The 13,258-nt window shown below is 64.9% G+C and carries 14 protein-coding genes and 1 tRNA gene; 7 read left to right on the top strand and 8 right to left on the bottom strand.

Annotated elements, in window-relative coordinates:
* Positions 1–4 precede the first annotated feature (4 nt).
* Both EJ067_RS21260 and EJ067_RS21255 read right to left on the bottom strand, forming a co-directional pair.
* The gene (locus EJ067_RS21260) at positions 5–586 is read right to left on the bottom strand and encodes a VOC family protein (protein ID WP_126087217.1); all 582 of its coding nucleotides are present in this window, start codon (positions 584–586) and stop codon (positions 5–7) included.
* A gap of 155 nt (positions 587–741) precedes the next feature.
* Complete coding sequence (locus tag EJ067_RS21255; RefSeq protein ID WP_245467994.1) at positions 742–993, bottom strand: helix-turn-helix transcriptional regulator; 252 nt, start codon at positions 991–993, stop codon at positions 742–744.
* Here EJ067_RS21255 and EJ067_RS34685 point away from each other — a divergent pair.
* A complete protein-coding gene (locus EJ067_RS34685; RefSeq protein WP_189510862.1) occupies positions 974–1,201 on the top strand; it encodes a hypothetical protein in 228 nt (75 codons plus the stop codon). The genes EJ067_RS21255 and EJ067_RS34685 overlap by 20 nt on opposite strands.
* Before the next feature lie 49 nt (positions 1,202–1,250).
* Here EJ067_RS34685 and EJ067_RS21250 read toward each other — a convergent pair.
* From EJ067_RS21250 to EJ067_RS21240, 3 genes are all read right to left on the bottom strand, one after another.
* Positions 1,251–1,325 (bottom strand) — tRNA-Glu (locus EJ067_RS21250).
* Between the two features lie 86 nt (positions 1,326–1,411).
* On the bottom strand, positions 1,412–1,825 hold the full coding sequence (locus tag EJ067_RS21245) for a VOC family protein (RefSeq protein WP_126089681.1): 414 nt from the start codon (positions 1,823–1,825) through the stop codon (positions 1,412–1,414).
* Between the two features lie 11 nt (positions 1,826–1,836).
* Positions 1,837–2,220 carry a fimbrial protein gene (locus tag EJ067_RS21240; protein WP_126087216.1) on the bottom strand — a complete coding sequence of 128 codons (384 nt, stop codon included), beginning with the start codon at positions 2,218–2,220 and terminating at the stop codon, positions 1,837–1,839.
* Positions 2,221–2,308: 88 nt separating this feature from the next.
* Between EJ067_RS21240 and EJ067_RS21235 the strand changes: the two genes are divergently transcribed.
* Both EJ067_RS21235 and rpoH read left to right on the top strand, forming a co-directional pair.
* Positions 2,309–3,319, top strand: a complete 1,011-nt coding sequence (locus EJ067_RS21235; RefSeq protein ID WP_189510047.1) for an RluA family pseudouridine synthase — start codon at positions 2,309–2,311, stop codon at positions 3,317–3,319.
* A gap of 210 nt (positions 3,320–3,529) precedes the next feature.
* The gene (gene rpoH / locus EJ067_RS21230; RefSeq protein ID WP_126087214.1) at positions 3,530–4,441 is read left to right on the top strand and encodes an RNA polymerase sigma factor RpoH; all 912 of its coding nucleotides are present in this window, start codon (positions 3,530–3,532) and stop codon (positions 4,439–4,441) included.
* Positions 4,442–4,719: 278 nt separating this feature from the next.
* On the opposite strand, the gene EJ067_RS21225 is transcribed toward rpoH, so the two are convergent.
* The 3 genes from EJ067_RS21225 to EJ067_RS21215 all read right to left on the bottom strand — a co-directional run bounded on the left by EJ067_RS21225 (position 4,720) and on the right by EJ067_RS21215 (position 6,216).
* Complete coding sequence (locus EJ067_RS21225; RefSeq protein WP_126087213.1) at positions 4,720–5,379, bottom strand: peroxiredoxin; 660 nt, start codon at positions 5,377–5,379, stop codon at positions 4,720–4,722.
* A gap of 194 nt (positions 5,380–5,573) precedes the next feature.
* Positions 5,574–5,939 (bottom strand): cell division protein ZapA, encoded by a 366-nt coding sequence (locus EJ067_RS21220; protein ID WP_126087212.1) that lies wholly within the window; start codon positions 5,937–5,939, stop codon positions 5,574–5,576.
* Positions 5,940–5,943: 4 nt separating this feature from the next.
* Complete coding sequence (locus EJ067_RS21215; RefSeq protein WP_126087211.1) at positions 5,944–6,216, bottom strand: DUF4164 domain-containing protein; 273 nt, start codon at positions 6,214–6,216, stop codon at positions 5,944–5,946.
* 261 nt (positions 6,217–6,477) lie between these two features.
* On the opposite strand from EJ067_RS21215, the gene tkt reads away from it, so the two are divergent.
* The 4 genes from tkt to EJ067_RS21195 all read left to right on the top strand — a co-directional run bounded on the left by tkt (position 6,478) and on the right by EJ067_RS21195 (position 13,039).
* Positions 6,478–8,469: a transketolase gene (tkt, locus tag EJ067_RS21210; RefSeq protein WP_126087210.1), complete on the top strand. Its 1,992-nt coding sequence runs from the start codon at positions 6,478–6,480 to the stop codon at positions 8,467–8,469.
* A 208-nt stretch (positions 8,470–8,677) separates the two neighbouring features.
* A complete protein-coding gene (gene gap, locus EJ067_RS21205; protein WP_126087209.1) occupies positions 8,678–9,688 on the top strand; it encodes a type I glyceraldehyde-3-phosphate dehydrogenase in 1,011 nt (336 codons plus the stop codon).
* A 160-nt stretch (positions 9,689–9,848) separates the two neighbouring features.
* Entirely contained in the window at positions 9,849–11,738 is a 1,890-nt protein-coding gene (locus tag EJ067_RS21200) for a potassium/proton antiporter (RefSeq protein ID WP_126087208.1), read from the top strand.
* A gap of 104 nt (positions 11,739–11,842) precedes the next feature.
* Positions 11,843–13,039, top strand: a complete 1,197-nt coding sequence (locus EJ067_RS21195; RefSeq protein ID WP_126087207.1) for a phosphoglycerate kinase — start codon at positions 11,843–11,845, stop codon at positions 13,037–13,039.
* Positions 13,040–13,258 lie beyond the last annotated feature (219 nt).

Genomic DNA, 13,258 nt, shown 5'->3' with positions numbered 1-13,258 from the left:
CTGTTCAGTATGGATTCTTCGCCGCCCGGTCCTCGGACAATGTTGCGCGTGATCGCTCGACCAGCGCCTGGATGGCGTCCGCAAGATGCACCTCGGCTATTGCGTAGTCGCCGCGCCCCACGCGAACCCTGTGCGCCTCCATCAGCACGTCGGCATGGCTGAAGCCGGCTGGCGGTTCGAAGCGGTAGGAGGCGAGCTCGATCAGCAGGCCGAGCGGATCCTCGAAATAGATCGAATCCATGAAGCCGCGATCCTTGACGCCGCTGTGCTTGATGCCGCGCTCGTCGAGCCGGCCTACCGCCTGCAGGAAGGTCACCCGCGACACCGCAAACGCGATGTGGTGGACGCAGCCGATGTCGGTCGGCGTGCGCCGCTTGACCGGGCTGCGGCTCTCGTCGGTGAAGACCGTGATCAGCCGCCCATCGCCCGGGTCGAAATAGAGGTGGCTTTCGCTCGCCTTGTCGAGATTGGGCTGCTCGAAGATGAAGGGCATGCCGAGCACGCCTTCCCAGAAATCGATGGAGGTCTGGCGATCGGCGCCGACCAGCGTGATGTGATGGACGCCTTGCGATTGCAGTTTCCGCATCTGCTCCTCCCGGCCACGCCGCCTTGCCGGCGGACACGTTTCAGATGCCAGTCGCGCTTGGCGCCCGGCATGTGACCGCCCGGCTTCGCTCCCGCGCTCCGCATTTTCCGCATCCTGCGGGATTGCGGCCGAAGCTTTGACGAACGGATGCTAATTCAATCCGAGGCGTTGCGCCAGAAGCGCTGAGCTTCAGGTGCAGGCGCGGCCTTTCCGCTGCGCTCTATCTGCGACAGCATGCTGGGCGTGATCCCCGCCTGCATCGCGAGCTGGCTTCCGCTCAGGCCGCGTAGGATCCTGGCGGCGCGAATCGGGTTCTCGCCATCGGGACCGCGCTTCAGATGACGCTTTCCCCTGCGGAACCCTTTGACCGCCCGGCCGTTTAGGGCCATGGCGCTGAACGACGACATCCAAATGGCGGAACGGCATGTCCTGCAGGCCGAGCGGCACATCAAGCTCCAGCGCGCGCGCATCGCAACCCTGAAGCGTCGTCGGCTGCCGCGCGGCAAGGCGTCCAACTTCCTGCAGTTGCTCGAAGATGCCCAATCGATGCACCTCCAGCACCTGTCGCGGTTGCTGGAACAGGCGTCCCATGACAAGACGGTAGCGGGCGTTTAGAATCGGATGTCGGGTCAGCACCGGCAACCTACGCAGCTTATTGGGAGGATGGTACGCCCAAGGGGAATCGAACCCCTGTTCCCGCCGTGAGAGGGCGGTGTCCTGACCGCTAGACGATGGGCGCGCTCAAGAACCGGCTACATAGGATGAAGGCCGCGAAAAAGCAACTGGGGTTTCGGATTGTCCGCAGACTTTGCCAGAGGACCGTGATCAACCCCGCCGTTTCGGCTCGATCAGGTCCCAGAGATTGCCGTAAAGATCGGCAAACACTGCCACCGTTCCATAGGCTTCAAGGCGTGGCGCCTCGCGGAACTCGACGCCCCGGCCGAGCATCGCCTGATGGTCGCGCGCGAAGCCGTCCGTTTCGAGGAACAGAAACACCCGGCCGCCGGTCTGGTCGCCGATGCGGCTTGCCTGCGTCTCGCCGGAGGCTTCCGCCAGGAGCAGCCGCGCGCCCCGCCCGCTCGCCGGCGTGACGGTCACCCAGCGCTTGCCGCCGCCGAGGTCGACGTCGTCGGTCAGCACGAAGCCGAGCCGCCCGACATACCAGGCGATCGCCTCGTCGTAGTTCCCGACCACGAGCGCCACGGTCGCAATGCTGCGGTTTTCGGCAAAGCCGCTTATCTGTTGCGGGCTCATTTGTTGCGGATCGCGAACTGGCCGATCATGCGGCGCGCGGCAATGTCGTAGACGAAGATGGAACGGCTGCCGTCGGCAAGCTCGGCGTCGATCGACAGCCGGTTGCCGGACAGCGCCTGGCTGACCACCCTGGCGCCGACCGGCAGCACGATGTCGCCGGAGAGCGGCGCGCCGGCCGGGGCCGGGACATCGCCAGCAGGAGCCGACCCTGCGCCGGGCGCGTTGCGGGCTTTGTAGACAAGCGCCCCGATCACCACCATAAGGGCGAGGAACAGAAGGCCGAGATTGACGATCATGAAGCGGATGAGCTTCCGGCGCACCTTTTCGGCTGCCGGGTCGAGCGGCTTCTCCTCATCTTCTTCGGCGACAGGCCGGGCCATGGCTAAACAATCCGCAACGGGTTTCGATGAGCGCTCATAACGAAGAGCCCCCGATTTTGATAGGGCCCCGATTTTGACAGAGGATGAATTGGCCGATAACGAAGCGGTCGTTCTGGAGGCCGGCGCCGATGCCGCCGGCCAGCGCCTCGACCAATGGCTGGCCGCGAAGCTCGGCCCCGATATCTCGCGCAGCCGCGTGCAGGCCTTGATCCGCCAGGGCGCGGTCTCCATCGCCGGCAAGCCGGTCCAAGAGGTCAAGCGCAAGATTGCGGCGGGCGAGCGCGTCTCGGTCGTCATGCCGGAACCGGAGCCGGCCGAGCCGCTAGGCGAGGACATTCCCCTCGATATCCTTTACGAGGACGACGAGCTGATCGTCATCAACAAGCCTGCCGGACTGGTCGTCCATCCCGGCGCCGGCAACTGGACCGGCACGCTGGTCAACGCGCTGATCCATCACTGCGGCGACAGTCTCTCCGGCATCGGCGGTGTAAAACGGCCAGGCATCGTGCACCGGCTGGACAAGGAGACCAGCGGCGTCATGGTGGTGGCCAAGACCGACCGCGCCCACAAGGCGCTGTCGGAGGCCTTCGCCGACCATGGCCTGATCGGCGATCTGGAGCGCGCCTATCTGGCGCTGGTCTGGGGCATCCCGCAGCGGCCGACCGGCACCGTCGACGCAGCGCTCGGCCGCGCCGCCGACCGCGTGCGGCGCGCCGTGGTTCCCGAAGGTCGGGACGATGCCCGCCACGCGGTCACGCATTTTTCGGTGGTGGAGCGTTTCGGCGCGCAGCAGAAGGAATTCGCCACCGCAAGCCTGATCGAATGCCGGCTGGAAACCGGGCGGACCCACCAGATCAGAGTCCATATGGCGCATATCGGCCATCCCGTGATCGGCGACCCGGACTACGGCCAGGCCTTTCGCACCAAGGCCAACCGGCTGCCGGAGCCGCTGAAAAGCGAGGTCAATGCATTTTCCCGGCAGGCCTTGCACGCCTGGCTCCTTGCATTCCGGCACCCGACCACCCATCTAACGATGAGGTTCGAGGCGCCGATGCCGAGGGACATGGAGGAACTCGTCGGCGGCTTTCGCAAGTTCTGAACCGCCATCAAGACGCTTCAAACCAGCCATCAAAAAACCTGACTGGCGTTGTTCACTTCAGCGTGACACACTGTTTCGTGTTGAACAAATGCCTGTCCTTTCTGGTTTTGTTCCTATATACAGCAGTTGCCGCGGATGAGCCGATTGGCATTCGCGTCACATGCCCGCCGCGTTACGGGGGCATCACTCCAATTGAGAGGGGGCGCTATCATGGCCCAGTCACTACCCAGTATCGTTTCCGGTGAAGGCGGTCTCGCCCGGTACCTGGAAGAAATCCGTCGCTTTCCGATGCTTCAGCCGCAGGAAGAATACATGCTCGCCAAGCGTTATGCCGAGCATCAGGACACTTCCGCCGCGCACAAGCTCGTCACCAGCCATTTGCGGCTCGTCGCCAAGATCGCCATGGGCTATCGCGGCTACGGCCTGCCGATCGGCGAGGTGATCTCGGAAGGCAATGTCGGCCTCATGCAGGCCGTCAAGAAATTCGAACCGGAGCGTGGTTTCCGGCTCGCCACCTACGCCATGTGGTGGATCAAGGCCTCGATCCAGGAATACATCCTGCGCTCGTGGAGCCTGGTCAAGATGGGCACCACCGCCAACCAGAAGCGCCTGTTCTTCAACCTGCGCAAGGTGAAGGGCAGGATCCAGGCGCTCGACGACGGCGACCTGAAGCCCGACCAGATCGCCGAGATCGCCACGCGCCTCAATGTTTCCGAGGCCGAGGTGGTGTCGATGAACCGCCGCCTGTCGGGCGACGCTTCGCTCAACGCCCCGATCAGGGCGAGCGAGGGCGAGTCCGGCGAATGGCAGGACTGGCTGGTCGACGACCACGAGAGCCAGGAAGAGATGCTGATCGAGCAGGACGAGCTGGAAAGCCGGCGCGCCATGCTGTCGGGCGCGCTGTCGGTGCTCAACGATCGCGAGCGCCGCATCTTCGAGGCGCGCCGCCTGGCCGAAGAGCCGCTGACGCTGGAAGAGCTGTCGGCCGAGTTCGACATCAGCCGCGAGCGCGTGCGCCAGATCGAGGTGCGCGCCTTCGAGAAGGTCCAGGACGCGGTCAAGGCCGCGGCCAAGCGCCAGAACCAGGCGCTGCGCACCATCGAAGCGCAGCCGGCTGCTTAGAGCTCGATCTCTATATGGAAACAAAAAGCGGCGCTTCGGCGCCGCTTTTTGTTGTCTTCAGGGCACGGCCCAGGGCGTGGTGAGATTCAGGTCAGGACGCGCCGAAAATGACGGCTTCCGAGAACCGGCCTACGCCGGCCGTAGCCTTCATAGAGCGAAGAGACTTATGAGGGCTTCGGCCGGCAAAGGCCGGAGCGGAGCGTACTTGAAGTACGTGAGCACCGGAAGCGCAGTAAGCCGGCATTTGCAGGCCGGCCTCACCTGAATATCAGTACGCCCTAAGCCGTCGGCTGCTTGGTCTTCCTCAGATACGGCAGCACCGTCTCGTAGGCGCCGAAGCGCTTGATCGCGTCCTCGTTGGAGACGGCGGCGGTGATGATCACATCCTCGCCCTGCTTCCAGTTCGCCGGCGTCGCCACCTGATGCTTGGCCGTCAGCTGGATGGAATCGATGACGCGCAGGATCTCGTCGAAGTTGCGGCCCGTGGTCATCGGATAGGTCAGCACCAGCTTGATCTTCTTGTCCGGGCCGATCACATAGACCGAACGCACGGTGGCGTTGTCGGCCGGGGTGCGGCCCTCCGAGCTCTCGCCGGCGCCCGCCGGCAGCATCTCGTAGAGCTTGGCGACCTTGAGGTCCTTGTCGCCGATCAGCGGGTAGTTCACCGTCTGGCCGGTAGCGGTCTTGATGTCGGCCTGCCACTTGTCGTGGCTCGACACCGGATCGACCGAAATGCCGATGACCTTGACGTTGCGCTTTTTGAATTCGCCTTCGAGGCCGGCCATCGTGCCGAGCTCGGTCGTGCAGACCGGCGTGAAGTTCTTCGGATGGCTGAAAAGCACTGCCCAGCCGTCACCGATCCATTGATGGAAATTGATCGTTCCCTGCGTGGTCTCGGCCGTGAAGTCCGGCGCGGTATCGTTGATACGAAGGCTCATGACGTTGCTCCCAACCCTGTGACATTCGCCGGCATGGGCCAACCCCATCGGCGGCTCTGCTTTCTATACCGCCGCACGGTCCGGTTCAAAAGGCTTGTGTCCGCAAGCGTGATCGGGAGAGCGGAAAAATTTCGTCTTTTCCTGGAAAAGACAGCAGGAACTTCCGCGACGGATATTTGACCCTGCGGCGCGCTTTAAGCTTTTTTCATCGCCAGCGTTGTCGCCAGGTCTTCCATGCGCTGCGCGAGCGCCGCAAGCGCGGTGGTCAGCACGCTGTCGCTCTTGTCGGCCTTGGTCAGAGCCTCGTCGCGGGTCTTGCGCAGCGTCTGCACCTCGCTTTCCATGCCCTTGACGCGCTTGTTGAGCTCCGAGAGCTCATCCATCACCATGATGCCGGCCATCACGGTCAGCCGCTGGTCGCCGATCTCGCCGAAAGAATCCTTCAAATGCATGACATAGCGGTCGAAGCGCTCGGCGAGGTCGATCAGATGCTCTTCCTGGCCCTCGTCGCAAGCCATCCGGTACTGCTTGCCGTCGATGGAAACCGTCACCTGTGCCATTGGCCTACCTGTCCAACACCGCGCGGATGGTCTCCATGGCGGTCACCAGCCGGCGCGACACTTCCTTGTTGGCATCCTCAAGCCGTTCGGCGCGGGCCTCGGAATTGTCGAGCTCCTGAGCCAGCCGCGAGCGGTCGGCGTTCATGCGCTGCACCTCGGCCTCGGCTTCGGAATAGTCGCGCTCGTGCTCGAGCCGCGCCGCGACGGCGCTTTCCAGTCCTTCCATGGCCTTGCCGAGCCTGGCGATGACTTCCTTGAGGGTCGTTTCCCCGGTCATGGCCTTCGTCCTATGCCCTGCCCGTCACCGAATCGCTCGCGTTCAGAACGCGTTATTGCGGAAACATTAGGCACCGGGTGAAGCGCGCGTCAATAAAGCTCTCGCGACTGTCCCCCGCTAACGCTAATGTAGCGCCGCCGGCGCCTTCACAAGCCCGGCAAAAAAGCACCGATTTGTTGACTCAAGGGCCGCGCCTGCTATGTGTCGCGCACCCTTTCCACGGGCTCTCCCAAGGCTCCAACCCTTACTTCCGGAGGAAGCATGACCTCGCGTGAACAACATGACCGGATGGCGAACGCGATCCGTTTCCTTTCCATGGACGCCGTCGAGAAGGCGAACTCCGGCCACCCTGGCCTGCCCATGGGCTGCGCCGACATCGCCACGGTGCTGTTCACCCGCTTCCTGAAATTCGACGCCAAGGCCCCGCGCTGGGCCGACCGCGACCGCTTCATCCTGTCGGCCGGCCACGGCTCGATGCTGCTCTACTCGCTCTTGTACCTCACCGGCTACGAGGACATGACGATCGACCAGATCAAGAATTTCCGCCAGCTCGGATCGAGGACCGCGGGCCATCCCGAATTCGGCCATGCGGCCGGCATCGAGACCACCACCGGTCCGCTCGGCCAGGGCCTCGCCAACTCGGTCGGCTTCGCGCTCGGCGAGCGCATCATGAACGCCGCCTTCGGCAACGACCTCGTCAACCACTACACCTATGTGCTGGCCGGCGACGGCTGCCTGATGGAGGGCGTTTCCCAGGAAGCCATCGCGCTTGCAGGCCACCTCAAGCTCAACAAGCTGATCGTCTTCTGGGACAACAACAACATCTCCATCGACGGCCCGGTCTCACTTGCCGACAACACCGACCAGGTCGCCCGCTTCCAGGCCAGCGGCTGGAACGCCAGCCACATCGACGGCACGGATCCCGAAGCGATCGCCTACGCCATCGAGGCGGCCCGCCATTCCGACAAGCCGACGATGATCGCCTGCAAGACGACCATCGGCTTCGGCGCCCCGACCAAGGCCGGCACCAACAAGGCGCATGGCTCGCCGCTCGGCGCCGAGGAGATCGCCGGCGCCCGTAAATTCTTCAACTGGGAATCGCCGCCCTTCGAGATTCCGTCCGACATCCTCGACGCCTGGCGCGCCGTCGGCACCGGCGGCGCCAGGGCGCGCGCCGACTGGGAAGGCCGCCTTGCCAAGGCCGACGCCAGCCTGAAGGGCGAATTCGAGCGCCGACTCGCCGGCAAGCTGCCCAGCAATTTCGACGCCGTCATTGCCGAGTACAAGAAGAAGCTCTCGGCCGACAAGCCGAAGGTCGCCACCCGCAAGTCTTCGGAAATGGCTCTGGAAGTCATCAACGGCGCGGTCCCGGAGACCATCGGCGGCTCGGCCGACCTCACCGGCTCCAACAACACCAAGACCAGCCAGACCAAGAACATCACGCCGGACGACTACGGCCAGCGCTATGTACATTACGGCATCCGCGAGCACGGCATGGCGGCGGCGATCAACGGATTGACCCTGCATGGCGGGCTGATCGCCTATGGCGGCACGTTCCTCTGTTTCTCCGACTATGCCCGCCCCTCGATGCGCCTTGCCTCGCTGATGGGCATCCGCTCGATCTTCGTCATGACGCACGACTCGATCGGCCTCGGCGAGGACGGTCCGACCCACCAGCCGGTCGAGCATCTGGCCGCGCTGCGCGCCATTCCGAACCACAACGTGTTCCGCCCGGCCGATGCGGTCGAGACGGCGGAATGCTGGCAGCTGGCGCTGAAGTCGGAAAAGACGCCGTCGACGCTGGCCCTGACCCGCCAGAACCTGCCGACCGTGCGTGCCGAGTTCAGCGAAGAGAACCGCAGCGCTTCCGGCGCCTATGAGCTCGCCGCGGCAAGCGGCGAGGCGGCGGTGACGATCTTCGCCACGGGCTCCGAAGTCGAGGTCGCGCTTGGCGCCCGCGATCTGCTCGAGAAGCACGGCCACCCGACCCGCGTCGTCTCGGTGCCGTGCTTCGAGCTGTTCGACCTGCAGAGCGAGGACTATCGCAAGAAGACCATCGGCAACGCCAAGGTGAAGGTCGCCATCGAAGCCGGCATCCGCCAGGGCTGGGACCACTTGATCGGCACCGACGGCATCTTCGTCGGCATGCACGGCTTCGGCGCCTCCGGCTCGATCGAGCAGCTCTATCCGCATTTCGGCATTACCGCCGAGGCCGCGGCCAAGGCCGTGGAAGAACGCCTGCACGGCAAGTGAGCCATTGCATGTCGCTCGAAAGCGCACGGCGGTTTCGAGCGGCCTGTAGAACAGGAAGGGCTCCGGTCCGGCGATGCCTATTCAAAGGGCTTTGCCGGACTGGCCTAACCTAATCGATTTAAATTCCGGCTTCTGCGGCTGGATTCTTGTGCCGTCCGCCGCTATGAAGCTGCGGACCTATCTGCTTCCAGCCCCTAGGGAGAGAAAAATGACCGTCAGAGTTGCCATCAACGGATTTGGCCGCATCGGCCGCAACATCCTGCGCGCGATCCACGAATCCGGGCGCAAGGACATCGACGTCGTCGCCGTCAACGATCTCGGCCCCGTCGAGACCAACGCGCACCTGCTGCGTTACGACAGCGTGCACGGCCGCTTCCCGCATGAGGTGGCGGTCGACGGCGACCAGATCTCGGTCGGCTCTGAGAAGTTCAAGGTCACCGCCATCAAGGATCCGGCCCAGTTGCCCTGGAAGGATCTCGGCATCGACATCGCGCTCGAATGCACCGGCATCTTCACCGCCCGCGACAAGGCAGCCGCGCATCTGGCCGCCGGCGCCAAGCGCGTCATCGTCTCGGCCCCGTCCGACGGCGCCGACCTCACCGTTGTCTACGGCATCAACCACGACAAGCTGAGCAAGGACCACGTCGTCATCTCGAACGCGTCCTGCACCACCAACTGCCTGGCGCCGCTGGCCGCCGTGCTGCACGAGACCGTCGGCATCGAGAAGGGCATGATGACGACGATCCACTCCTACACCGGCGACCAGCCGACGCTGGACACCATGCACAAGGACCTCTACCGCGCCCGCGCGGCTGCCCTGTCGCAGATCCCGACCTCGACGGGCGCCGCCAAGGCGATCGGCCTGGTGCTGCCCGACCTCAAGGGCAAGCTCGACGGCATCTCGATCCGCGTCCCGACCCCCAACGTCTCGGTCGTCGACTTCAAGTTCATCGCCAAGCGCTCGACCACCGCGCAGGAGATCAACGAAGCGCTGATCGCCGCCTCCAAGGGCAAGCTGAAGGGCATCCTGGCGGTCACCCATCACCCGAATGTCTCGATCGACTTCAACCACGATCCGCATTCCTCGATCGCGGCGCTCGACCAGACCAAGGTCATGGACGGCAATTTCGTGTCGGTGCTCTCGTGGTACGACAACGAATGGGGCTTCTCCAACCGCATGGCCGACACCGCCGTCGCCTTCGGCAAGACCATCGCCTGATCTAGAGAATAGTCACTCTGATCCAGACGCCCGGCTTCGGCCGGGCGTTTTTTGTTGGCCGGCTTGAGCCAAAAAACACACCGCCGCCTTGCACTGGTCATGTCTTCGCCCCACTCTGCCGTAAAGCGGGAGGGAAGCGTAAGATGAGGGGCGATTCCGGATGGAGCATGCGATCTATCTTGTGACGCTGGTCGGAACCGCGCTTGTCGTGGCCGCCGCGTTTTCGAGCTTGATCGCCTTCCGCTTCGGCGCTCCCCTGCTGCTCCTCTTCCTCTGCATCGGGCTCGCCACCGGTGTCGACGGCCTCGGCATCGAGTTCGACAATGCGCGGCTGGCTTATTTTGCCGGCTCATTGGCTCTGGCCATCATCCTGTTCGATTCCGGCTTCGGCACGCCGCTCAACGCCTTGCGCCAGGCGGCCGGGCCGGCGCTCTCGCTGGCCACGATCGGCGTCATCCTCACCACCGGCATTTTCGGCGTCGCCGCCTTCTACCTGCTCAACCTCAGCTGGCTGGAATCCGCGCTGCTCGGCGCGGCGGTCGCCTCGACAGACGCTGCCGCCGTGTTCTTCCTGCTGCGCGCCGGCGAGATCCATCTGCGCGAGCGCGTGCGCTCGACGCTGGAGGTCGAATCCGGCACCAACGATCCGATTGCTATTTTCCTGACGATCACCCTGGTCGAGATCATCGCCGCGAACGCCAATCCGGAAGCCAACGTGCTGGCCACCAATCTCCTGCTCGGCTTCCTCATCAACATGGGGCTCGGCGCCGTCATCGGCGTGCTCGGCGGCTTGGCGATCGTGCGCCTCGTCGAGCGGCTGAACCTCGACCACGGCCTGCTGCCGATCTTCGTGCTGACACTCTCCCTGATGGTGTTCGCGGCGGCAGGCGCGGTCGGCGGCTCGGGCTTCCTGGCGGTCTATCTCGCCGGCCTCATCGCCGGCAATTCCGACATTCGCGCCGTCACCATCCTGAAGCGCTTCCAGGACGGCATGTCGTGGCTGGCGCAGATCATCATGTTCCTGATCCTCGGCCTGTTCGCCACGCCCTCGCAATTCCCGGCGATCATGCTGCCGGCGATCCTGCTCGGCCTGTTCCTGATCTTCGTCGCGCGGCCTGTGGCCGTCTGGCTCTGCCTGATGCCGTTCCGCCTGCCGCGCCCCGAGGTCGCCTTCGTTTCCTGGGTGGGTCTGCGCGGCGCCGTGTCGATACTGCTAGCCATTACGCCCCTGCTCGGCGGGCTCGAGCACGGCCGGCTGATCTTCAACGTCGCCTTCATCATCGTGCTGGTGTCGCTGGTGGTGCAGGGCTGGACCGTCGGCCCGCTGGCGCGCCGGCTCGGCCTGATCGTGCCGGCGCGGCTCGGCCCGCTCGACAAGGTCGAGCTCGAGCTGCCGGGCTCGGCGCATCACGAGCTCCTCGCCTATCGCGTCGCCCCCGGCAGCCCGGTGGCGCGCGGCGAGCGCATCCCGCGCTGGGCAAGGCCCTCGCTGGTGCTGCGCGACGGCCGCTCCATGCGCTTCCAGGACATGGGCCGGCTGACCGCGGGCGACCAGGTCTACATCTTCGTGCCGGACCGCTATCCGCGCCTGCTCGACAAGCTGTTCGCCAGCCGCGCCGTCGTCGACCCCGAGGACGCCGATTTCTTCGGCGCCTTCGCCGTCGATCCGTCCCGCTCCGCTGCCGAGTTGGAAGCCGCATACGCGCCCGGCCTCACCGAGGCCGAACAGAAGCTCACCGTCGCGGCACTGGTCACCGAGCGGCTCGGCGGCCATGCCGAATATGCCGACCGCGTCATGATCGGCCCGATCGAGCTGATCGTGCGCGATGTCGACGAGAAGGGCCGGATCACCGGCCTTGGCCTGTCCTTCGAGCCGACCGCGCCGGTGGCGCGCGTGCCTGTATTCCTGAGCGCCGGCGAGATCGCCGACCGCCTCGGGGCCTTCATCCGCAAGTGGCGCAAACCGGCGCAGGTGCCGGTTGCCGAGAGCGCGGCAAACGAAGCGGCCGAGCCCGAACCCGCGGCGCAAAAAGCCGCGACCGAAAGCTGACGTCACACATCGACATGATTTTTGCGCGCGCGCCGTAACGCAGCCCTTGCATCGTCCCCGGTGCCGGGTAAGGTCGCCGCGTTTTTCGCTAAAAAGGAACGACCATGGCCGGCTTCAAGACACTCGACGATATCGGCGCAGTCAGCGGCAAGCGCGTTCTGGTGCGCGTCGACCTAAACGTGCCCGTCGCCGACGGCAAGGTGACCGACGCCACGCGCATCGAGCGCATCGCGCCGACCATTTCCGAGCTCTCCGGCAAGGGCGCCAAGGTCATCCTGCTTGCGCATTTCGGCCGCCCCAAGGACGGCCCGTCGGCCGAGTTCTCGCTGGAACCGATCGCCCGGGCGACGGCGGAAGTGCTCGGCCGCCCGGTGGGCTTTGCTTCCGACTGCATCGGCGATAGGGCGGCTGAAGCCGTCGCCGCCATGAAGGACGGCGACGTCCTGCTTTTGGAAAACACCCGCTTCCACAAGGCCGAGGAGAAGAACGAGCCGGCCTTCACCGAAAGGCTTGCCGCCAATGGCGACATCTATGTCAACGACGCCTTTTCCGCCGCGCATCGCGCGCATGCCTCGACCGAAGGCCTGGCGCACCGCCTGCCGGCCTTTGCCGGCCGCACCATGCAGGCAGAGCTCGACGCGCTGGAAAAGGGTCTCGGCAATCCGGTTCGGCCCGTGGTGGCCATCGTCGGCGGCGCCAAGGTATCGACCAAGATCGACCTCCTGATGAACCTGGTGAAGAAGGTCGACGCGCTGGTCATCGGCGGCGGCATGGCCAACACCTTCCTCGCCGCGCGCGGCACCGATGTCGGCAAATCGCTCTGCGAGCACGACCTGGCCACCACCGCCAAGCAGATCATGATCGAGGCGGCAGAGGCCGGCTGCGCCATCATCCTGCCCGCCGACGGCGTCGTGGCGAAGGAATTCAAGGCGGGCGCCGCCAGCGAAACCGTGGCCATCGAGGCCGTGCCGGCCGACGGCATGATCCTCGATGTCGGGGCAAAGACGGTGAAGAGCGTCACCGACTGGATCGACCGCGCCGCCACGCTTGTGTGGAACGGCCCGCTCGGCGCCTTCGAGATCGAGCCCTTCGATCACGCCACGGTGGCTGCGGCGAAACACGCCGCGGCTCGCACCAAGGAGGGCAAGCTGGTGTCGGTTGCCGGCGGCGGCGACACGGTGGCCGCGCTCAACCATGCCGGCGTTGCCGACGACTTCACCTATGTCTCGACCGCCGGCGGCGCGTTCCTGGAATGGATGGAGGGCAAGCCGCTGCCCGGTGTCGAGGTGCTGAAGCGCTGAGCCGATCAATAGTCGGCGAGCCGGTCCAGGGCTCAAACACTTTCAATCGATTCGAGCTTTCCGGCGTCGTTCCTTTGGCGGTAGTGTTCTGCTTAAAGCAATTCCAGGAAAAGTGCGCAGCGGTTTTCCGTCCGGAATTGCGGGAAAAACAAAGGCCTGAAGCGGTCGGCGGGCTGACCGCTCCAGGCGCGGAATACAACCGTCAAGGAGAGCAGCACC

Origin of the sequence: Mesorhizobium sp. M1D.F.Ca.ET.043.01.1.1 (genome assembly GCF_003952385.1) — a bacterium.
Lineage (GTDB): Bacteria > Pseudomonadota > Alphaproteobacteria > Rhizobiales > Rhizobiaceae > Mesorhizobium.
This window is presented reverse-complemented; position numbering and strand designations above follow the sequence as displayed.